This is a genomic window from Streptomyces sp. NPDC107559 (genome assembly GCF_055657365.1).
Window position 1 is genome coordinate 1 of sequence record NZ_JBVKBD010000021.1, and the last position, 19948, is coordinate 19948.

14 protein-coding genes and 1 pseudogene are annotated in these 19948 nt (G+C 71.4%); 4 read left to right on the plus strand and 11 right to left on the minus strand.

Going from position 1 to position 19948, the window contains the following annotated elements:
• Together ACZ7OY_RS37890 and ACZ7OY_RS37895 are read right to left on the minus strand one after the other, a co-directional pair.
• Window positions 1–259 (minus strand): annotated as a pseudogene (locus ACZ7OY_RS37890) (methylmalonyl-CoA carboxyltransferase); the annotation flags it as partial.
• A gap of 220 nt (window positions 260–479) precedes the next feature.
• Window positions 480–1010, minus strand: a complete 531-nt coding sequence (locus ACZ7OY_RS37895) for a hypothetical protein (protein ID WP_472250128.1) — start codon at window positions 1008–1010, stop codon at window positions 480–482.
• 270 nt (window positions 1011–1280) lie between these two features.
• Here ACZ7OY_RS37895 and ACZ7OY_RS37900 point away from each other — a divergent pair, with 270 nt between their 5' ends.
• Both ACZ7OY_RS37900 and ACZ7OY_RS37905 read left to right on the plus strand, forming a co-directional pair.
• Window positions 1281–1901, plus strand: coding sequence for a YceI family protein (locus ACZ7OY_RS37900; RefSeq protein WP_472250129.1), 621 nt, complete (start codon window positions 1281–1283; stop codon window positions 1899–1901).
• A 306-nt stretch (window positions 1902–2207) separates the two neighbouring features.
• Complete coding sequence (locus tag ACZ7OY_RS37905; RefSeq protein WP_472250210.1) at window positions 2208–2990, plus strand: serine protease; 783 nt, start codon at window positions 2208–2210, stop codon at window positions 2988–2990.
• 100 nt (window positions 2991–3090) lie between these two features.
• Here the strand turns inward: ACZ7OY_RS37905 and ACZ7OY_RS37910 are convergent, their stop codons facing one another.
• Complete coding sequence (locus ACZ7OY_RS37910; RefSeq protein WP_472250211.1) at window positions 3091–4518, minus strand: hypothetical protein; 1428 nt, start codon at window positions 4516–4518, stop codon at window positions 3091–3093.
• A gap of 69 nt (window positions 4519–4587) precedes the next feature.
• The gene (locus ACZ7OY_RS37915; RefSeq protein WP_472250130.1) at window positions 4588–7608 is read right to left on the minus strand and encodes a glycoside hydrolase family 3 protein; all 3021 of its coding nucleotides are present in this window, start codon (window positions 7606–7608) and stop codon (window positions 4588–4590) included.
• 288 nt (window positions 7609–7896) lie between these two features.
• On the opposite strand from ACZ7OY_RS37915, the gene ACZ7OY_RS37920 reads away from it, so the two are divergent.
• The gene (locus ACZ7OY_RS37920; protein WP_472250131.1) at window positions 7897–9759 is read left to right on the plus strand and encodes a ricin-type beta-trefoil lectin domain protein; all 1863 of its coding nucleotides are present in this window, start codon (window positions 7897–7899) and stop codon (window positions 9757–9759) included.
• A gap of 54 nt (window positions 9760–9813) precedes the next feature.
• Here ACZ7OY_RS37920 and cimA read toward each other — a convergent pair whose 3' ends face one another.
• The 5 genes from cimA to ureA form a co-directional block, all read right to left on the minus strand.
• Window positions 9814–11418, minus strand: coding sequence for a citramalate synthase (cimA, locus tag ACZ7OY_RS37925; protein WP_472250132.1), 1605 nt, complete (start codon window positions 11416–11418; stop codon window positions 9814–9816).
• 351 nt (window positions 11419–11769) lie between these two features.
• Window positions 11770–12390: a TetR/AcrR family transcriptional regulator gene (locus ACZ7OY_RS37930; protein ID WP_472250133.1), complete on the minus strand. Its 621-nt coding sequence runs from the start codon at window positions 12388–12390 to the stop codon at window positions 11770–11772.
• Between the two features lie 17 nt (window positions 12391–12407).
• Window positions 12408–13445 (minus strand): agmatine deiminase family protein, encoded by a 1038-nt coding sequence (locus tag ACZ7OY_RS37935; RefSeq protein WP_472250134.1) that lies wholly within the window; start codon window positions 13443–13445, stop codon window positions 12408–12410.
• Between the two features lie 9 nt (window positions 13446–13454).
• Window positions 13455–15164, minus strand: a complete 1710-nt coding sequence (locus tag ACZ7OY_RS37940) for an urease subunit alpha (RefSeq protein WP_351613328.1) — start codon at window positions 15162–15164, stop codon at window positions 13455–13457.
• Window positions 15161–15865, minus strand: coding sequence for an urease subunit gamma (gene ureA / locus ACZ7OY_RS37945; protein WP_472250135.1), 705 nt, complete (start codon window positions 15863–15865; stop codon window positions 15161–15163). The genes ACZ7OY_RS37940 and ureA overlap by 4 nt, the downstream gene beginning before the upstream one ends.
• Before the next feature lie 179 nt (window positions 15866–16044).
• Here ureA and ACZ7OY_RS37950 point away from each other — a divergent pair, with 179 nt between their 5' ends.
• The gene (locus ACZ7OY_RS37950; protein WP_472250136.1) at window positions 16045–17484 is read left to right on the plus strand and encodes a cytosine permease; all 1440 of its coding nucleotides are present in this window, start codon (window positions 16045–16047) and stop codon (window positions 17482–17484) included.
• 7 nt (window positions 17485–17491) lie between these two features.
• Here ACZ7OY_RS37950 and ACZ7OY_RS37955 read toward each other — a convergent pair whose 3' ends face one another.
• On the minus strand, window positions 17492–18580 hold the full coding sequence (locus tag ACZ7OY_RS37955; protein WP_472250137.1) for a branched-chain amino acid aminotransferase: 1089 nt from the start codon (window positions 18578–18580) through the stop codon (window positions 17492–17494).
• A 248-nt stretch (window positions 18581–18828) separates the two neighbouring features.
• Complete coding sequence (locus ACZ7OY_RS37960; protein ID WP_472250138.1) at window positions 18829–19872, minus strand: 3-isopropylmalate dehydrogenase; 1044 nt, start codon at window positions 19870–19872, stop codon at window positions 18829–18831.
• Window positions 19873–19948: the final 76 nt, after the last annotated feature.

The following is a 19948-nucleotide window of genomic DNA, read 5'->3' on the forward strand; positions in this document are numbered from 1 at the left end:
GCTCGATCCGCTCCCGGGCCGTCAGCTTGCCCTTGGCATGCTGCGCCTCGGTCGCCCTCTCGCTGGGTCCTGCCAGTGCCTGCACGCGGATCTCGTGCAGCTCGGCCACACGCCCGCGCGCGTCCGTCGGCTCACCCGTCGTCTCTTCCAAAACGGTCATGTAGCGACCATACGAAGCCCGCCAAGGAAAGCGAGCCGTCGACTCCGTACAGTCTCCGGACCGTTTTCCTGGTGCCACTGAACAGAACGGTGGCCCCATGCAAGCCTTCCGACTGCTCAGGGGGCTCCCGGCTTGTAGGGGTCGCACAAACTCCAGGACCGAGAGCCTGCTCACATCCACGGGTGGCACATGCCATCGCCGGAGTGACACCGGGACCCGTTCGGCGGTGTGCCGGACGCGGGGTCCGCCGTCGGCACGCAGTATGAACGGCCCTCGCGGCAGGACGCCGCGAGGGCCGTTCACGAGGACGCGGAGCAGGTCAGCAGCCGCCGCAGTTGTAGTAGAGGACGTCCCAGTGGTTGCCCTCGTCGGCGTAGATGTTGCCGGCGCCGGACCGGTACTGGGGAGCGCCGTCGCCGCGCAGCCCGATGTAGCTGAAGGTGTTCTTGATGTAGTTCGTCACGCAGGTGTTCTTGCCGTAGTCGAGCTTGTAGCCGTTCCAGTGGGAGTACGTGCCGGAGGCGTGGCCGGTCTCGGTGCCTCCCGTGATGTTCAGGGCGCAGCCGCTGGCGCTCTTGAGGGTCTGGGCGCCCTGGGCGGTGGCGAGGTTGAGCTGCTCGAAGGACGTGCAGGTGGAGTTGTTGCGGTCCGAGCAGTTGCCCGAGGACGACCAGGTGATGCCGGACGAGCGGAACATCGAGGTCGCGGTGGCGTGACTGATCTTGGTGGCGGCGAAGGCGTCGCCGGCGGTGCCGAGGACGGCCACACCGGGGGCGACGAGAAGGGCCAGGACGGTGAGGACGGAGCGGAGCCGGAGGTGGAGCGGTCGCGCGGTCTTGGCGGGGACCATGAAAAACCCTTTCCTGCTGTGGGCCGTGCTTCCTGTGGGACGGCTGTGCAGGTGGCGCAGGGAGATGGTGCCCGAGCTCTACGCGCGTCCGCCAGAGGGCGGTGAATAATCACAGACCGTAGCCTGAGAGACACGTAGTGGATGATGTTGAAACCTGTACGGATTGGGGCTAGCGTCTATCCCGCACCTCGTTGAAGATTCAACAGAATCCTCCGCACCGGTTCCGCGGCTTCGGACGAAACCGCGACCCCGTCCCCCAAGGAGCACGTCATGGGCATCTTCGGCCGCAAGGACAGCGACGACACGACCTCCGAGACCGCTGCCACGACCCCCGGCGCGGTGTCCCCCGAACTCGCCGCGCTGACCGGTGAGTACACGATCGACCCGGCCCACTCCTCGTTCGGCTTCGTGGCGCGCCACGCGATGGTCACGAACATCAAGGGCAAGTTCAACGAGTTCTCCGGGTCCCTGCACCTGGACGGCAGCGACCCCGCCAAGTCCACGGCGACCATCGACATCACCATGGCCAGCGTCGACACCGGTTCCGCCGACCGTGACGGCCACCTCAAGAGCGCGGACTTCTTCAAGGCCGACGAGTTCCCGACGATGACCTTCCGTTCCACCGAGGCACAGGCGCTCGGCGGCGACGACTACCGCATCACCGGCGACCTGACCATCCTCGGCGTCACCAAGCCGCTCACCATCGACCTGGAGTTCAACGGCTCCGCCAAGGACCCCTTCGGCAACGAGCGCGTCGGCTTCGAGGGCAAGGCGGAGATCCTGCGCTCCGCGTGGGGCCTGACGTGGAACGCGGCACTGGAGACGGGCGGCGTGCTGGTCTCCGACAAGATCAAGCTGAACTTCGACATCTCGGCGATCAGGAACGCGTGAGGCGCACCGGACAGCCGCCTCTCGCGCAGCGCGCCCGCCTTTCTCCCGCCCCCGGCGGGGAGGGCGGGCGCGCTGCGTGTTCGGCGCCGTCGGTCCGTGCCCGCGCCCGACGGGACGGAGCGCGAGGTGCCGCGCCTCGCGGCGGGGCTGGCCGGAATCGCCCCCTTGTGCGACGGCTCACAGCGTTCTCATAATCCAGCAACAGATTTTGACGAGCTCATGCCAGCACATGGGCATTCCTTTACGGCTCCCCCGGCACGTTTGCTTGGCATGTGCATGTCATCCACCCCCACGGAAGGCATCACGGTGAAGAAGCTCCTCACGGCGCTCCGCAGATGCGCGGTCGCCGGCGCGGCCGCCCTCGCGGTCGTCAGCCTCCAGCCCGTCTCCGCCGCGCAGGCCGCCCCGACGCCCGTCGTCGGCGGGACCCGGGCCACGCAGGGCGAATTCCCGTTCATGGTCCGGCTCTCCATGGGCTGCGGCGGCGCGCTCTACACCCCGCAGATCGTGCTCACCGCCGCGCACTGCGTGAGCCGCACCGGAGCCAACACCGGCATCACCGCCACCGCCGGCGTCGTGGACCTCCAGTCGACCACCGGCCGGGTCCAGGTCAAGTCCACCTACGTCTACCGGGCGCCCGGCTACAACGGCAACGGCAAGGACTGGGCGCTCATCAAGCTCGCCTCGCCCGTCAACCTGCCCACGCTGCCCATCGCCACCACCACGGCCTACAACAGCGGCACCTTCACCATCGCGGGCTGGGGCTCGGCCACCGAGGGCGGCTCCCAGCAGCGCTATCTGCTGAAGGCGACCGTGCCGTTCGTCAGCGACGCCACCTGCCGCTCCTACAGCGGCTACAGCGGTCTGGTCGCCAGCGACGAGATCTGCGCCGGGTACACGGCGGGCGGCGTCGACACCTGCCAGGGCGACTCGGGCGGACCCATGTTCCGCAAGGACAACGCCGGCGCGTGGATCCAGGTCGGCATCGTCAGCTGGGGCATCGGCTGCGCCCGCGCCAACGCCCCGGGCGTCTACTCCGAGGTCTCCACCTTCGCCTCGGCCATCGCCGCGGCCGCCGCCACGCTCTGACCGGCGCCCCGGGTCCCCCTCGGGACCGCCACGGGGCACGGGCTCGCCGCCTCCCGGCGCCGGGCCCGTGCCCCGTCGTACGTCATGCCGCGCCAGTGCGTCAGAAGCCGCCGCCGAAGTCCCCGCCGCCGCCCCCGCCGCCGAAGTCGCCTCCCCCGCCGTCCCCGAACCCGCCGCCGAAGTCGCCCGGGTCGAAGTCCGCGCCCGAGACGTCGCCGCCCTGGTAGCCACCGGCGCCGAAGTCGCCGTAGCCGCTGCCGTAGTCGGACGCGTAGGACGGGGATGCCATCACACCGCCGAGCGCGGTGCCCAGCAGCAGGCCGGGCAGGATGCCACCGCCGAAGTAGCCGCCCGCCCAGGGGCCGTAGGCGGGACCCGCGTCCCAGTAGGGGCGGCGGCCGTACTCGGTGTCGACCTGCCGGATCACCGGGTCGCGGCCGTCGGCCAGCCGGGTCCGGTCGGCCGCGCACACGGGTACCTCGCGCGTGGCGCCGCCCACCGGGGTCCAGGCGGCGTCGGCGACCGAGGGGCCGTGGCGGGGGTCGAAGAAGCACGGCGGCCGGCGTTCGGGCAGCGGGCCGCCCTCCCGGCGGGCGGCGAGCTGGGCCAGGCTGAAGCGGCCGTCCTCGACGGCCTGGGTGACCGCGCGCACGTCCTCCGGCCCGGCCGCCTGCGCCATCAGCGTCTTCGCCCGGTCGTAGGCGTCCAGCGCGCGCTCGTAGTCCGCTCGCATGGCGTCGTCGGCGCCCGCCTCCGCCGGGTGGAAGTCCAGCCGGTCCAACTCCTCGCCGAAGGCGGTGATGTCCTCGTCCACCACGACGCGCAGCTGGTCGAGGGCGGCCCGCCGCTCCGCCTCGCGCCGGCGGCGGTTGCGGCGGGCCAGCCCGAAGGCGGCCGCACCGCCCGCCACCAGGCCGACGCCCACGGTGATCAGCGCGGCGGTCGGCACCCCGCCGGCCCCGCCGGGGGAACCCCAGGCCGAGGGCGCCGAGCCGCCCATGTTGGCCACCGCGCGGCTGGTGAAGTCGCCCAGCTGCGTCTTCGCGTCGCTCTCGCCCTGGACGCTGGTGACGAGGTTCTGCACCGCGCTGCGGGACAGCACGGAGGCGTCGGCGCGGGCGTCGAAGCGGTCGCCGAGGCGGATCGCGTACAGACCGGTGATGCCGGTGGCGGTGCGCAGGTCGGCGAAGAGGTTCGCGGTCGGGTACCCGGCCGGGAGGACCGCGATGAACAGGGGCTTGTCGGCCTTCCTGATCTGCTCGCGCAGGGCGTTCGCCTCGGCGGGCGACAGCTGGTCGGCGGCCGCCGGATCGACGTAGACCGGACTCTCGCGCAGAGCGTCCGCGACGGCGCCGACGCTGGTGACGGACGGGACGGCGCGGACGGCCGGGGCCGCGGCGCCAACCGGGGCGGCCGAGGCGTCGAGGGCGGCCCAAGCGGGTGCCGGGCCCGCCCACACCCCGGCGAGGGCGGCGAGCAGGAGGGCCGGCACCAGTCGGGGGAGGCTTCGGGTCCGTACCACGTCCATCATGGTTCGAAGTTACCCGAAGCCTCCCAAAAGAGGGCATTCACTCGTACGGGAGACGCGGTGCCCGGGTCAGGCCGCCCGGTACGCCTCCGTCAGCTTCTGCACGGCCGCGCCGTAGCGTCCGGTCAGCAGCAGGTGGTCGGCGTCGGCGAAGGGCTTCGCCAGCGCCGCGGTGATGTGCTGCCCCGCCTTCTGCTGGACGAGCAGCCGGGCCTTCGTGACGAGCGCGCGCCCTGCCGTCCCGCGGTGCGCCCGTTCGGCGGCGGCGGCCGCGGCCCCGAGCGCCTTCAGTGCCGGCAGGCCGCCCGCGGGTGCCCTGCCGAGCGTCGTCAGGCCCCAGCCGTACGGGAACTGCGGGTCGTACGCCGTGTCGCCGACGTTGACCGGCAGCTGGGCCTCGGACCTGGGCCAGGTGACGGGGAGCTGCCCGGTGAACGGGCGCTTTCCGTACAGCACGTCCGCCACGCCCGCGCCCTCGGTGCCCGGCAGCCAGGAGGCCACCAGGGCGTCGATGGCGCCGAGCCGGTCGCCGATGAGCTGCGGGCGCCCCGAGACGATCAGCACCGCGCACTTCATGGCCGCGCACACCTTGTCCACCGCCGCCTTGTCGGCCGCGGTCAGCTCCAGGTCGTTGCCGTTGCCGACGTCGCCGACGCCCTCGGCGTACGGGGTCTCGCCGACCACGACCACGCCCACGTCGTAACCGGTGGTCGGCGCCGAGGCGTCCTTGGAGTAGGTGACGTCACCGCCCGCGTCCCGCATGCCCTGGAGGATCGTCGTGCCCTTGGTGATCGGCCCGGACGAGCCCTGCCAGGTGAGGGTCCAGCCGCCGGTCTGGTTGCCGAGGTCGTCGGCGTTCGAACCGGCCACGTACACCTTCTGGGACTTCTTCAGGGGCAGTACGCCGTCCGCGTTCTTCAGCAGGACCTGGGACTCGGCCGCGGCCTGCCGCGCCACGGCCCGGTGCGCGGCCGAGCCGATCCGCGAGGCGCCGCTCGTGTCCGCGTAGGGCTTCTCGAACAGGCCCAGTTCGAACTTCTGGGTGAGGATGCGGGAGACGGCGTCGTCGATCCGCCGCTCGCCGACCCGGCCCGCGGTCACCTCGGCGACGAGCGCCGTACGGAAGTCCTTGTAGGAGTACGGCACCATCATCATGTCGACGCCCGCGTCGACCGAGGTCCGCACGTGCGAGGCGTAGTCGCCGGGGAGCTGGTCGATGGCGTTCCAGTCGCTGATCACGAAGCCGTCGAAGCCCATCCGGCCCTTGAGCACACCGTTGATCATGTCGGCGCGGGCGTGCATCTTCACCGGGCCCAGGCCGTCGCCGACGATGTCGAGCGAGGAGTAGGACGGCATGACCGTGCCGACGCCCCGGTCGACCGCGGTCTTGAAGGGGGCCAGGTGGACGGCCTCCAGCTCCTGCCGGGTGACCTCGGTGACGCCCTGGTCGAGGGTGTACGAGCCCGTGGTGGACGTGCCGTAGCCGGTGCCGCCGTCGCCGACGTAGTGCTTGGCGGTGGCGAGGACCTTGTCGCCGCGCTTGAGGTCCTTGCCGCTGCGGGCGCCCTGGAGGCCCTGGACGACCGTCTCCATGGACTCGACGAGCGCCGGGTCCTCGCCGAAGGACTCGTAGGAGCGGCCCCAGCGTTCGTCGCGCGACACGCACAGGCAGGGCGCGAAGTCCCAGGGGATACCGGTGGCGCGCACCTCGGCCGCGGTCACCGCGCCCGTCCGCTCGGCGAGGGCGGGGTCGCGGGTGGCCCCGATGCCGATGTTGTGGGGCATGACCGTGGCGCCGGCGAGGTTGTTGTGGCCGTGCACCGCGTCCACGCCGTAGATCAGCGGGATCTGGAACCTGGTCGCCTGCGCCCGGAGCTGGAAGCCGTCGATCATCTTCGCCCAGGCCGCGGGGGTGTTGGGGGTCGGCGTGGAACCGCCGCCGGAGAGCAGCGAGCCGAGGTCGTAGGCGGCGACGTCACCGCCGTTGCCCACCGCGCCCCGCTCGGCCTGGGTCATCTGGCCGGCCTTCTCCGCCAGGGACATCCGGGACAGCAGGTCGGCGACCCGCTTCTTCACAGGCAGTTTCGGGTCCAGGTACGGCAGTCCGTGGGCGTCGACGACGACCTGCGGGGTCTCGGCGGGGGCCTTGGCGCCGGTCACCGTGAGCTTGAGCGGGATCGTCTCGGCCGCTTCGGCGGACTTGTCGCGCAGGGTCGGGACCTTGATGACGCGGCTGGTGCCGGACAGGGTGCCCGCCGGGAAGGTGATCTCGCCGTGGACCGGGGTGTAGTCCCGGCCGGGGGTGGCGGTGCCGCCCGCGCTCTCGTAGGCGACGGTCACGGGCTCGTCGATCGGGGCGGCGCCGGTGGTGGCGACGGAGACCTGGACGGCGGCCGTGCCGCCCTCCCGGACCGGGTAGACCGCGGCGTCGGTGGTGACGGAGGCCCGCAGGGACTGGTCGGCCCTGCCGTACAGCTCGACGTCGTCCATGGCGAACTGGCCCTGGAGGCCGACCGGGAGGGTGAGGGCGTAGCCCCACATCTGGGTCAGGCCGAGGACGTGGTCGATCCCGCCGACGGGCTGGTAGTCCGTGCGGTAGACGAAGTCGGCGAAGGGGATCTCGATCTGTTTCCAGCCGGTGAAGTCGTCGGTGAAGGAGGTCGTCCACAGCTCGGAGGCCTCGCCGTTCGCACCGCCGTCCTTGATCTCGAAGGAGATCTTCCTGGTGGTGTTCCGGCCGTCCCACCAGAAGCGGATGCCCCGGTGGGCGGACCAGTCGTGGGCGGGCTCGGTCGCGGCGAAGTCGTGGGTGAAGCCGCCGTAGCCGCTGATGTCGTAGGTGCCGGTGAGGACCTTGGCGCCCTCGGGGGCGTCGGCGCGGTCGGCGAGCTGGAGGGCGGGCGGGTCGTCGGCGTCGCCGCCCCAGGTGAAGATGCCCTCCGCGGGCTGGCCGGCGAAGGGGACCTCGCCCTCGAAGCGGTCGACGGGCACCGGCGGCGGGTCGGCGGCGCCGGACGCGGTGCCGGCGGCGGTCAGCGGCAGCAGGGCGGTGAGCAGGGCGGCGGAGGCGATCAGGGCGGTTCTTCGCATGGACCTTCCCTTTGGCTCTCGTGAGTCCACTGACGACTGGCCGGGGCGCGGCCAGCGCAACACGTGACCCAGTCCAACTCACGACTTAGATCACGGCGTGAGTTAACTGGTGGTCCCGGGCGCCGTCAAGACTTCACACCAGAACCGGTACGCACTCAACTCCCGGCCGGATCTGGCATGTTGATCCTTCAGAATGTGAACGCCCGACCTCTTGACGCCCATCCGAAGCCGTCATTTACTCACGGCTCGCACGCCTCCCCACCCCCACCTCCAGAAGGGCGGCGCTCCATGAAGAGATCGACCCGGGCCATCCGGCTGCTGATCGCCGGGCTGCTCACCACGGCCGGCTTCACCGCGGCCGTACCGGCCCACGCGGCCGGTGAGCAGGTCACGGTCTGGCTCACCACCACCGACGACAGCGGCGGCCGGCATGTGGTCCGCGGCCTCCAGGCGCAGGCCCCGTTCGCCTTCCAGGCCGGGGCGGGCGGCAGCGGTGAGAACATCACCGTCGACGAGAACACCCGCTACCAGACCTTCACCGGTGGCGGCGCGTCCTTCACGGACACCGCGGCCTGGCTGATGAACAGCAGCGGGGCGCTGTCGCAGGCGACCCGGGATGCGACCATGCGCAAGCTGTTCTCGCCGACGGACGGGATCGGACTGTCGTTCCTGCGCAACCCCATGGGCGCCTCGGACCTGGCCCGGTACGGGTACACGTACGACGACGTGCCGGCCGGGCAGAGCGACGCCTCGCTGTCGAAGTTCTCGATCGCGCACGACCTCGCGGACGTCGTGCCGCTGACGAAGCAGGCCCTCCAGCTGAACCCGTCCCTGACGGTGATGGCCTCGCCGTGGACCGCGCCGGCCTGGATGAAGGACAGCGGGCAGCTCAACGGGGGCTGGCTGAAGGCCGAGGACTACGGGGCGTACGCGTCGTACTTCGTGAAGTACCTCCAGGCGTACCGGGACCAGAACGTGCCGGTCTCGTACGTGACCGCGCAGAACGAGCCGACGTGCTGCTCCGGGTATCCCTCGATGAGCTGGAACGCCTCGGGACTGGCCTACTTCACCAAGAGCGAACTGCTGCCGAAGCTGGCCGAGGCGGGACTGTCGACGAAGGTGCTGGCGCACGACTGGAACTGGGACGTGTACGACGGGTACGCGGCGCAGACGGTGGACGACGCGGCGGTCCGCTCGCACCCGAACTTCGGCGGCATCGCCTGGCACGGCTACGGCGGTGACGTCGCGAAGCAGACGAGCGTGCACAACCAGTACCCGGGCCTCGACGCCTTCGGGACCGAGCACTCCGGCGGCACCTGGATCGCGAACCAGCAGCGCGAGGACATGCTCAACATCGTCGACTACACCCGCAACTGGGCGAAGTCGGTGACCAAGTGGTCGCTCGCCGTGGACCAGAACATGGGCCCGCACAACGGCGGTTGCGGCACCTGCACCGGGCTGGTCACGGTGCACAACGGGGACGGGGCGAGCGGCACGGTCGACTACACGATCGAGTACTACACGATGGGGCACCTGACGAAGTTCGTCCGGCCGGGCGCGCAGCGGATCGCCTCCACGGCGTCGTCGGCCGTCCCGAACGTCGCCTGGCGCAATCCGGACGGGTCGAAGGCGCTGATCGCCTACAACGACGGCTCGGCGGCGAGGACGGTCACCGTCAACTGGGGCGGCCAGCACGCGACGTACGCACTGCCCGGCAAGACGTCGGCGACCTTCACCTGGTCGGGCACGCAGTCGGGCGGGGGCGGCCAGTCGGGGGCGTTCGTCGGGCTGGCGGGCAAGTGCCTGGACGTGGCGGGCGCGTCGAGCGCCAACGGCACCGCGGTGCAGCTCTACGACTGCAACGGGACCACCGCGCAGTCCTGGACCGTGCCGGGCGACGGATCCGTGCGCGCGCTCGGGAAGTGCCTCGACGTCACGTCGGGGTCGACCGCCGACGGCGCCAAGGTCCAGCTCTACGACTGCAACGGTTCGGGCGCCCAGCAGTGGTCGTACAACGCCTCGACCGGTGACGTGGTGAACACGGCGGCGAACAAGTGCCTGGACGTCACGGACAACTCGTCGGCGAACGGGGCACGGGCCCAGATCTGGTCCTGCACCGGCGCCGCCAACCAGAAGTGGCGGCTCCAGTAGTCACCGCGCCTCGCGGTCCCCGGGGGTGCTTCCCCCCGGGGACCGCGACAGCGTCTAGGCGGCGGGTTCCACACCGGCCCGCAGCAGGCCGTACGTGTACGCGTCCTCCAGGGCCTGCCAGGAGGCGGCGATGACGTTCTCCGCGACACCGACCGTCGACCACTCGCCCGCGCCGTCCGAGGTGGAGATCAGCACCCGGGTGGTGGACTGGGTGCCGTGCTTGCCCTCCAGGATGCGGACCTTGTAGTCCACCAGCTCCAGCTGGGCGAGCTGGGGGTAGATCTTCTCCAGGGCCACCCGCAGGGCCCGGTCCAGGGCGTTGACGGGGCCGTTGCCCTCCGCCGTGGCGACGATGCGCTCGCCCTTGGCGAAGAGCTTGACCGTGGCCTCGTTGGCGTGCGAGCCGTCGGGGCGGTCCTCGACGATCGCGCGCCAGGACTCGACCTCGAAGTACGTGCGGGCCCGGCCCTCGGCCTCGGCGCGAAGCAGCAGTTCGAAGCTGGCGTCCGCCGCCTCGAAGGTGTAGCCCTTGAGCTCGCGCTCCTTGACCCGTTCGACGACCCGGCCGACGAGTTCGCGGTCGCCGCTGATGTCGATGCCGAGTTCCTTGCCCTTGAGCTCGACCGAGGCGCGGCCGGCCATGTCGGACACCAGCATCCGCATGGTGTTGCCGACTTCCTCGGGCTCGATGTGCTGGTACAGGGCCGGGTCGACCTTGATCGCGGAGGCGTGCAGGCCGCCCTTGTGGGCGAAGGCCGAGACACCGACGTAGGGCTGGTGGGTGGCCGGGGTCAGGTTCACCACCTCGGCGATGGCGTGCGAGATCCGGGTCATCTCGCGCAGCGCGCCCTCGGGCAGCACCTTCTTGCCGTACTTCAGCTCCAGCGCGGCGACCACCGGGAAGAGGTTGGAGTTGCCGACCCGCTCGCCGTAGCCGTTCGCCGTGCACTGGACGTGGGTCGCGCCCGCGTCGACGGCGGCGAGCGTGTTGGCGACCGCGCACCCGGTGTCGTCCTGGGCGTGGATGCCGAGCCGGGCGCCGGTGTCGGCGAGGACGGTGGCGACGACGGCCTGGACCTGGGCCGGGAGCATTCCGCCGTTGGTGTCGCACAGGACCACCACGTCGGCACCCGCCTCCGCGGCGGCTCGCACGACGGCCTTGGCGTACTCCGGGTTCGCGCGGTAGCCGTCGAAGAAGTGCTCGCAGTCGACGAAGACGCGGCGGCCCTGCGAGCGCAGGAAGGAGACGGTGTCGCGGACCATCTCCAGGTTCTCGTCCAGCGTGGTGCGCAGCGCCAGTTCCACATGCCGGTCGTGCGACTTCGCGACCAGCGTGATCACCGGGGCGCCGGAGTCGAGCAGCGCCTTGACCTGGGGGTCCTCGGAGGCCTTGGCGTTGGCGCGGCGGGTGGAGCCGAAGGCGACGAGCGTGGCGTGCTTGAAGTCGATCTCCTGCTGCGCGCGGGCGAAGAACTCCGTGTCGCGCGGGTTGGCGCCGGGCCAGCCGCCCTCGATGAAACCCACGCCGAAGTCGTCCAGGTGCCGTGCGATGGCCAGCTTGTCGGCGACGGTGAGGTTGATGCCCTCCCGCTGGGCGCCGTCGCGCAGGGTGGTGTCGAAGACGTGGAACGAGTCGTCGAGTTCGCTGGTTTCCGTCATGGGTTCAAGGCTCCTGTTTTGGATCTCGGTCTACCGGAATGACCGGCTCCACCGTCCCCCCACGGTTCCGCGCGCTTCGCCCCTGGCTGAAGGTGGGCCGGGAAAACGAAAAACCTCTCGCGGGTGCGAGAGGTCTGCGCGCGGGTCGAGGACACGATGGCCGCCCGTACCTGGTCGTACGTGGCGGTCACTGCGGACCGGCGCGCCTGCTGCCAATAATCATGGCGAACGAGAGCACTGCGGCAGTCTGGCACAATTCGCCCTCGTGCTCACCGTCCGTCTCAGGATGCGAACAGCGCGCTGCTCACCCGTGGACACGGCACACGGGCCGCCCGAAGCCCGGGACAGCTCTCAGCCGTCCGCGGGCTCCGGCCGCTCCAACGTCTGGTCCAGGAACTCCCGGGCGTGGCCGAGGACCTGCGCCCGGCCGGTGCCGCGCAGCCCGATCGCCACGTGGATGGACAGGCCGTCGAGGAGGGCGCGCAGCCGGGTGGCGTAGCGGTCGGGGTCGACCGGGCGGATCTCGCCGCGCGAGATGCCCTCCGCGAGCAGGGCGACGAGATCGCGGTGCCAGGCACCCTCGATCGCGGCCTGGCGGTCGCGGGCGTCGTCGTCCGCGTTCTGCGAGCGGTTCCAGACCTCCAGCCACAGGGTCCAGTGCGGGTCGTGGTGGCCGTCGGGGACGTACAGGCCGACGAACGCGTCGAGGCGTTCGCGGACGGGGGCAGCGCGGGTGAGGAGCCGGCTCCGCTCGGCGCCCAGCCTGCTCTCGCTCCACTCCAGGGTCTGGAGCAGCAGCTCGTCCTTGGAGTGGAAGTAGTACAGCAGATGGCCGCTGCTCATGCCGACCTCGCGGCCGAGCCCCGCCATGGTGAGCTTCTCCAGACCGCGCTCGGCGATCATTTCCATGGCCGCGGCGAGGACCTCCTCGCGTGGCGGCGCGTTCTTGCGCGCCCGCGCCGCACCGGCCATCCGTTGCTCCTGTGGTGTCAGACCTTCGGCTGCTGCTGGGTGATGCAGTGGATGCCACCGCCACCGGAGAAGATCGTACGGGCGTCCACCAGCGTCACCGTCCGCTCGGGGAACAGACGACCGAAGATTCCGGCCGCCTCCTCGTCCCGCGGGTCGTCGAAGCCGCACAGCACCACACCGTCGTTGCAGAGGTAGTGGTTGATGTAGGAGTAGTCGGCCCAGTGGCCGTCGGCCTCCAGGACGGTGGGGGCGGGGACCTCCACGACCTCCAGCGGGCGGCCGTGCGCGTCGGTCTGGGCGCGCAGGATGCCGATGACCTCGCGGGTCACCTCGTGGTCGGGGTGCGCCGGGTCGGGCTGGTGGTGCGCGACCACCACGCCCGGACGGGCGAAGGCGGCGACGATGTCGACATGGCCGAGGGTGCCGAAGCCGTGCGGGGGGTAGTCGCCGGTGAGGCCGCGCGGCAGCCAGATCGCCTTGCGGGTGCCGAGCTGGGCGTGGATCTCCGCCTCCACCTGCTCCCGGGTCCAGCCCGGGTTGCGCTCGGGGCCGAGCTGCACGGTCTCCGTCAGCAGGACGGTGCCCTCGCCGTCGACGTGGATCGCGCCGCCCTCGTTGACGAGCTCCGAGGCGTACGTCCGGGCCCCCGCGAGGTCCGAGACCTGCGCGGCGATCTTCGCGTCGTGCTCCCAGCGGGCCCAGTGCTGGGCGCCCCAGCCGTTGAACGTCCAGTCGACGGCCGCGAGTCCCCCCTTGCCGTCGGTGAGGAAGGTGGGGCCGATGTCGCGCATCCAGGCGTCGTCGAGGTCGCGTTCGACCGTGTCGATGCCGGGTCCGAGGAGCTCGGCGGCCTGCGCGCTCTGCCCGGGGCCGCACACCACGGTGACGGGTTCGAAACGGCGGACCGCACGGGCGACCGACGCCCAGGCGGCGCGGGAGGCGGCGAGGTCCTCGGGGTCGTCGAAGGTCGGGTTGGGGCCCGGCCACGCCATCCAGGTGCGCTCGTGCGGGGTCCACTCGGCGGGCATGCGGAAGCCGTCGGCGGCAGCAGACATGGGTGATCCTTAGAGGAAGTACAGGCGGTTGAGGGCGACCGAGTCGGCCGGTTCGGAGCGGACGGGTTCGCCGTCGAGGGTGACCAGGCCGGTGCGCTGGTCGACGTCGACCGCTCCGGTACGGGAGTTCAGGCGCAGGTCGGCGGGGCCGATGCCCCGGGTGCCGCGCACCGCGACCCGGCGCCGGCGGGTCGGCATCGTGTCGTTGCCCTGGTCCAGGGCGGCCCGGGCGACGAAGGCGACGGAGAGGTCGGCGGGCGTGCCGCCGTGTGCGCCGAACTGCGGTCCGAGCACGAGGGGTTCGCAGGTGTCGGTGGCCGCGTTGGGGTCGCCGGTCACGCCGTACGCCGGGAAGCCGGCCTTGAGCACGAGCTGCGGCTTGGCGCCGAAGTACTCCGGCCGCCACAGCACGATGTCGGCGAGCTTGCCGGTCTCGATGGAGCCGACCTCGTGGGCGAGGCCGTGCGCGATGGCGGGGTTGATGGTCAGCTTGGCCATGTAGCGCAGGACCCGCTCGTTGTCGTGGTCCTCGGGTGCGCCGAACTCGGCCTTCATCTTCCCGGCCATGGCGAACGTACGGCGTACGGTCTCCCCCGCGCGCCCCATGCCCTGCGCGTCGGACGAGGTGATGCCGATCGCGCCCAGGTCGTGCAGCACGTCCTCGGCGCCCATGGTCCCGGCCCGGATGCGGTCGCGGGCCATGGCGGCGTCGCCGGGCAGGTCGGTCTTGAGGTCGTGGACGGAGACGATCATGCCGTAGTGCTCGGCGACCGCGTCCCGGCCGAAGGGCAGGGTGGGGTTGGTGGAGGAGCCGATGACGTTCGGCACGCCCGCCATCTTCAGCACGTTCGGCACGTGTCCGCCGCCGCAGCCCTCGATGTGGAAGGCGTGGATGGTGCGGCCCTCCAGTACCCGCAGGGTGTCCTCGACCGACAGGCACTCGTTCAACCCGTCGCTGTGCAGGGCGACCTGGACGTCGTGCTCCTCGGCGACGCGCAGCGCGGTGTCCAGCGCCCGGGTGTGGGCGCCCATGTCCTCGTGCACCTTGAAGCCGGACGCGCCGCCCTCGGCGAGCGCCTCGACCAGCGGGGCCGCGTGCGAGGAGGAACCCCGGCCCAGGAAGCCGATGTTGACCGGCCAGGCGTCGAAGGCGTTGAACGCGTGCCGCAGCGCCCAGGGCGAGTTGACGCCGACGCCCCAGACCGGCCCGAACTCCTGCCCGATGATCGTGGTCACGCCGGAGGCCAGCGAGGCCTCCATGATGCGCGGCGACAGCAGGTGGACATGGGTGTCGACGGCCCCGGCGGTGGCGATGAGCCCCTCGCCGGAGACGATCGAGGTGCCCGTGCCGACGACCACGTCGACCCCGTCGAGGGTGTCGGGGTTGCCGGCCCGTCCGATGGCGTGGATACGGCCTTCCCGGATGCCGATGGAGACCTTGCGGATCCCCTGCACGGCGTCGATCACGACGACGTTGCTGATCACGACGTCGCAGGTGTCACGGACCGCGGCCGCCTTGAGGTGCAGTCCGTCGCGGGCGGTCTTGCCGAAGCCGGCCAGGAACTCGTCGCCGTGCCGCTGGGCGTCGGACTCGACGCGGATCGTCAGACCGGAGTCGCCGAGGCGGATGCGGTCGCCGGCCCGCGGGCCGTGGGTGGCGGCGTACTCGTGCGGGGTGAGACGGCGGGTCTCGGCGGGGTGGCCTCCGGGGCGGCTCATCGCTCGGCCTCCTGGTCAGGGGTGTGCGGTACGCCGAGGTAGCCGCAGGCGGCGGCCCGGCGCAGGGCCTCTTCCCGGGCCCCCGGCGCGTCGAGCGGCCCGTCGACCAGTCCGGCGAAGCCGATCGCGATCCGCTCGCCGCCGATCGGCACGAGCCCGACCTCGGCGCTCTCGCCGGGGCCGAAGCGCACCGAGGATCCGGCCGGGACCGCCAGGCGCATCCCGTAGGCCTGTCCGCGCGGGAAGTCCAGGCGCGGGTTGGCCTCGAAGAAGTGGAAGTGGGAGGTGACCGAGACCGGAACGGCCGCGGTGTTGGTGACCGTCAGCCGGACGGCGGCCTCGCGCTCGGCGTGCTCGGGGCCCGGCAGCAGCGCGCCGGGGCCCTCCTCGCCCAGTCCGCCGCCGATCGGGTCGCTGACCACCGCGAGGCGCGAGCCGTCGTCGAAGACGGCCTCGACGTGCACCTCGGTGACGATGTCGGCGACGCCCGGCAGGACGTCCTGCGGCCCGAGCACGGACCGGGCCGCGGCGATCGCCTCCGCCAGCCGCCGGCCGTCGCGGGCGGCCTCGCAGACGGTGTCCGCGATGATCGCGGTCGCCTCCGGCACGTTCAGCCGCAGGCCGCGGGCGCGGCGGGCACGGGCCAGTTCGGCCGCCCCGAAGAGCAGCAGCCGGTCACGCTCGGTGGGGGTCAGTCTCACGACACGGCACCTCCTTGCCTTCCTCAGGTTAGAGCATCACTCTAAACGCGGGATTCATTCAACCGAAACATTGACGGTCGACCTTCGAACACGTCACATTGAGCGTCGCTCAAACTGTGCCCCGGGTGGCACGCACTCACCCCTGCCCGAGGTTTGCCGTAGGTCGAAGGAGACCGGTCATGCCGATAGAACAGCGCGGAGTCGACACCATCCCCGACGAGGAACGCACCAGCGGGCCGCGCGACCTCGTGTCGATCCTGCTCGGTTCCAACCTCTGCCTCGGCGTGATCATCTTCGGCTGGCTGCCGCCGTCCTTCGGGCTCGGCTGGTGGGCCTCGGTCAGCTCGGTCGTGGTCGGCACGCTGGTCGGCACCGCCCTGACGGCCCCGCTGGCACTGGTCTCGCTGCGCACGGCGACCAACCTGTCCACCTCCTCCGGCGCCCAGTTCGGGGTGCGCGGCCGGCTGGTCGGCTCGGTCGTCGGGCTGCTGCTCGCGCTCGGCTACACCGCGCTGACGGTGTGGATCGGCGGCGACGTGATGGTCGGCGTGCTGCACCGGCTGTTCGGGATGTCGGCCTCCGGGACCGCGTACACCCTGGTGTACGGGCTGCTCGCGGCCGCGACCGTGGCCGGCGCGGTCTACGGCTACCGGGTGCTGCTGGCCATGTCCCGCGCCCTGGCGATCGTCATGACGGCCCTGCTGGTGCTGGGCGTGATCGCGTACGCCCCGCACTTCACCACCGCCGCGCTGCCGGAGGCCGGCGGCTATCTGCTGGGCGGGTTCTGGCCCACCTGGCTGCTGGCGACGGTGGCCGCCGGTCTGTCCGGGCCGATCGCGTTCATCACCCTGCTGGGCGACTACACCCGCTACATCTCCCCCGCCCGCCACTCCTCCCGCCGGGTCCTGCGCGCCACCTGGCTCGGCCTGATCCTGGGCCTGCTCGTCCCGCAGCTGTTCGGCACCTTCACGGCGTACGCGGCGGGCGCGGCCCTCGACTACGCGGGCCCCCTGGTCGACGCCTCCCCCGGCTGGTACCTGGTCCCGCTGCTGCTCTCCGCCTCGGCGGGCTCGGCCGGCAACGCGGGCCTGATGCTCTACTCCATGGGCCTGGACCTGGACGCCATCCTGCCCCGGGCCTCCCGGGCGCGAGCCACGGTCACGGTCGCCGTGGTGGCGACGGCCTGTGTGTTCATCGGCCACTTCGCATGGAACGCCCAGTCCGCGATGACGTCCTTCGTCCTGCTGCTGACCGCGATCGGCACCCCCTGGGCGGTCATCACCCTCATCGGCTTCGTCCGCAACGGCGGCCACTACGACGCCGACGCCCTCCAGGTCTTCAACCGGCGCGCGCGGGGCGGGATCTACTGGTACCGGGCCGGCTGGAACGTGCCGGCCACGGTCTCCTGGGCGCTGGGCGCGGCGGTCGGCCTGCTGGCGGTGTCGCTGCCGTCGTACGAGGGTCCGCTGCTGTCGCTGACCGGCGGGGTGGACTGCAGCTTCCTGCTGTCGGGGCTGGTCGGCGGGGCGGTCTACCTGCTGTGGACGGCCGGCGCCGCGAACGGCGGAGCCGCCGCGGACGAGGAGTCCACGGCGGCCCTGGTGAGCAGCGAGGCGTAGCGACTAACTAACCCAGCTCGTGCATCCAGCCGTGCTTGTCCTCGGCCGTGCCGCGCTGGATGTCGAGCAGAGCCCGGCGCAGGCGCATGGTGACCTCGCCGGGCTCGCCGCCCGACTGGGTCCACTCGGCGCCGGCCCGCTTGACCTTGCCGACCGGGGTGATGACGGCGGCGGTGCCGCAGGCGAAGACCTCGGTGAGGGTGCCGCTCTCGGAGTCGGCCTGCCACTGCTGGATGGAGACGCGGGACTCCTCCGCCTCGTAGCCCAGGTCGCGGGCGACGGCCAGCAGGGAGTCACGGGTGACGCCCTCCAGGATCGAGCCGCTGAGGGTCGGGGTGACGATCCTGTCCCCGTACACGAAGTACAGGTTCATGCCGCCGAGTTCCTCGACCCACTTGTGCTCGACCGCGTCGAGGTAGCAGACCTGGTCGCAGCCCTGGGCGGCCGCCTCGGCCTGGGCGAGCAGTGAGGCCGCGTAGTTGCCGCCGGTCTTGGCGTCGCCCATGCCGCCGGGGACGGCGCGGACGCGGTCCTCGGACGCCCAGATGGAAACCGGGCGCACGCCGCCGGGGAAGTACGCGCCGGCCGGGGAGGCGATGACGATGAACAGGTACTCGTTGGCGGGCTTGACGCCCAGCCCGACCTCGGTGGCGATCATGAAGGGACGCAGGTAGAGGGACTCCTCGCCGCCGTGCGCCGGCACCCAGTCCTTGTCCTGCTGGACCAGCAGGTCGCACGCCTCGATGAAGGTCTCGACCGGCAGCTCGGGCATCGCCAGACGGCGGGCGGAGCGCTGGAACCGCTTGGCGTTCTGGTCCGGGCGGAAGGTGGCGACGGAGCCGTCGGGGCGGCGGTAGGCCTTGAGCCCCTCGAAGATCTCCTGGGCGTAGTGCAGGACGTTGGTGGCCGGGTCGAGCGGGATCGCCGCGTACGGAACGAGCTGGCCGTCGTGCCAGCCGCGCCCCTCGGTCCACTTGATCGTCACCATGTGGTCCGTGAAGTGGCGGCCGAACCCGGGGCTCTTCAGGATCGCCGCACGCTCCGTGGCGGAGAGCGGGTTGGCGGAGGGCTTCAGCTCGATCGTGGGCGTCGTCATGAGTAGGTGTCCTTCACCGGTTGTAGTGACGGGCCGCGCTCACTCCCGCACGGCCGGTGGCCAGTGCTAGGACGTCCGAGCATTCCCTCATACCGCGGCTCCGCGTTCGATTATCGCGCGGGGGCTGCGGCGGAAGAAAACGGGGTGAATGCGGCCCAGGGGTTGATGGTGGCACCCGGCGAGGCATACGAAAAGCCGCCGGGTGCTGATGCGACCCGGCGGCTTCGAGTGAATCGAGTGGCGCGGGGTCAGCCGGCTACTCGTACGGAGAGGGCGTCGCCGATCTCCGTGGTGCTGCGGGCGGGCTGCCCGACGCGCTCCGCGAGGTCGGCGGAGACGGCGTCCTCGATCCGGGCCGCCTCGGCCTCGTAGCCGAGGTGACGCAGCAGCAGGGCGACGGACAGGACCGTGGCGGTGGGGTCGGCCTTGCCCTGGCCGGCGATGTCCGGGGCCGAGCCGTGCACGGGCTCGAACATGGACGGGAACTCGCCGCCCGGGTTGATGTTGCCGGAGGCGGCGACGCCGATGCCGCCGGAGACGGCCGCGGCGAGGTCGGTGATGATGTCGCCGAAGAGGTTGTCGGTGACGATGACGTCGAAGCGCTCGGGCTGGGTGACCAGGTAGATGGTCGCCGCGTCGACGTGGATGTACTCGGTGGTGACCTCGGGGAACTCCTCGGCCACCTTGTTGAAGACGTTCGTCCACAGATGCCCGGCGAAGGTCAGCACGTTGTTCTTGTGGACCAGCGTGAGCTTCTTGCGCGGGCGGGCCTGGGCGCGGGCGAACGCGTCGCGGACCACACGCTCGACACCGAAGGCCGTGTTCACCGAGACCTCGGTGGCGACCTCGTGCTCGGTGCCCTTGCGGATGGTGCCGCCGTTGCCGGTGTACGGGCCCTCGGTGCCCTCGCGGACCACGACGAAGTCGATCTCGGGCTGGCCGGCCAGCGGCGTGGCGACACCCGGGAGCAGCTTCGAGGGGCGCAGGTTGACGTGGTGGTCGAAGGCGAACCGGAGCTTGAGCAGGAAGCCGCGCTCCAGGACGCCGGACGGCACCGAGGGGTCGCCGATCGCGCCGAGCAGGATGACGTCGTGCTGCTTGAGCGCGTCGAGGTCGGCGTCGGTGAGGGTCTCACCGGTCGCGTGGTAGCGCCGGGCGCCGAAGTCGTACTCCTTGGTCTCCAGCTTCACATCCTGCGGAAGGACGGCGGAGAGGACCTTGAGACCCTCGGCCACGACCTCCTGGCCGATGCCGTCACCGGGGATCACTGCGAGATTGATGCTGCGAGACATGCGGGCACCCTACTCCTCGTCCCATGGAATGACATGGGGCGTCCGCGATACGGACACGCACGGACACTCCGATGGC

Excerpts from the sequence above, each read along its gene's own strand:
- ACZ7OY_RS37955 (WP_472250137.1), bottom strand. The coding sequence starts at position 18,580 with ATGACGACGCCCACGATCGAGCTGAAGCCCTCCGCCAACCCGCTCTCC.
- cimA (WP_472250132.1), bottom strand. The coding sequence starts at position 11,418 with ATGACGGAAACCAGCGAACTCGACGACTCGTTCCACGTCTTCGACACC.
- ACZ7OY_RS37910 (WP_472250211.1), bottom strand. The coding sequence starts at position 4,518 with ATGGACGTGGTACGGACCCGAAGCCTCCCCCGACTGGTGCCGGCCCTC.
- ACZ7OY_RS37895 (WP_472250128.1), bottom strand. The coding sequence starts at position 1,010 with ATGGTCCCCGCCAAGACCGCGCGACCGCTCCACCTCCGGCTCCGCTCC.
- ACZ7OY_RS37930 (WP_472250133.1), bottom strand. The coding sequence starts at position 12,390 with ATGGCCGGTGCGGCGCGGGCGCGCAAGAACGCGCCGCCACGCGAGGAG.
- ACZ7OY_RS37935 (WP_472250134.1), bottom strand. The coding sequence starts at position 13,445 with ATGTCTGCTGCCGCCGACGGCTTCCGCATGCCCGCCGAGTGGACCCCG.
- ACZ7OY_RS37950 (WP_472250136.1), top strand. The coding sequence starts at position 16,045 with ATGCCGATAGAACAGCGCGGAGTCGACACCATCCCCGACGAGGAACGC.
- ACZ7OY_RS37960 (WP_472250138.1), bottom strand. The coding sequence starts at position 19,872 with ATGTCTCGCAGCATCAATCTCGCAGTGATCCCCGGTGACGGCATCGGC.
- ACZ7OY_RS37920 (WP_472250131.1), top strand. The coding sequence starts at position 7,897 with ATGAAGAGATCGACCCGGGCCATCCGGCTGCTGATCGCCGGGCTGCTC.
- ACZ7OY_RS37915 (WP_472250130.1), bottom strand. The coding sequence starts at position 7,608 with ATGCGAAGAACCGCCCTGATCGCCTCCGCCGCCCTGCTCACCGCCCTG.
- ACZ7OY_RS37900 (WP_472250129.1), top strand. The coding sequence starts at position 1,281 with ATGGGCATCTTCGGCCGCAAGGACAGCGACGACACGACCTCCGAGACC.
- ACZ7OY_RS37940 (WP_351613328.1), bottom strand. The coding sequence starts at position 15,164 with ATGAGCCGCCCCGGAGGCCACCCCGCCGAGACCCGCCGTCTCACCCCG.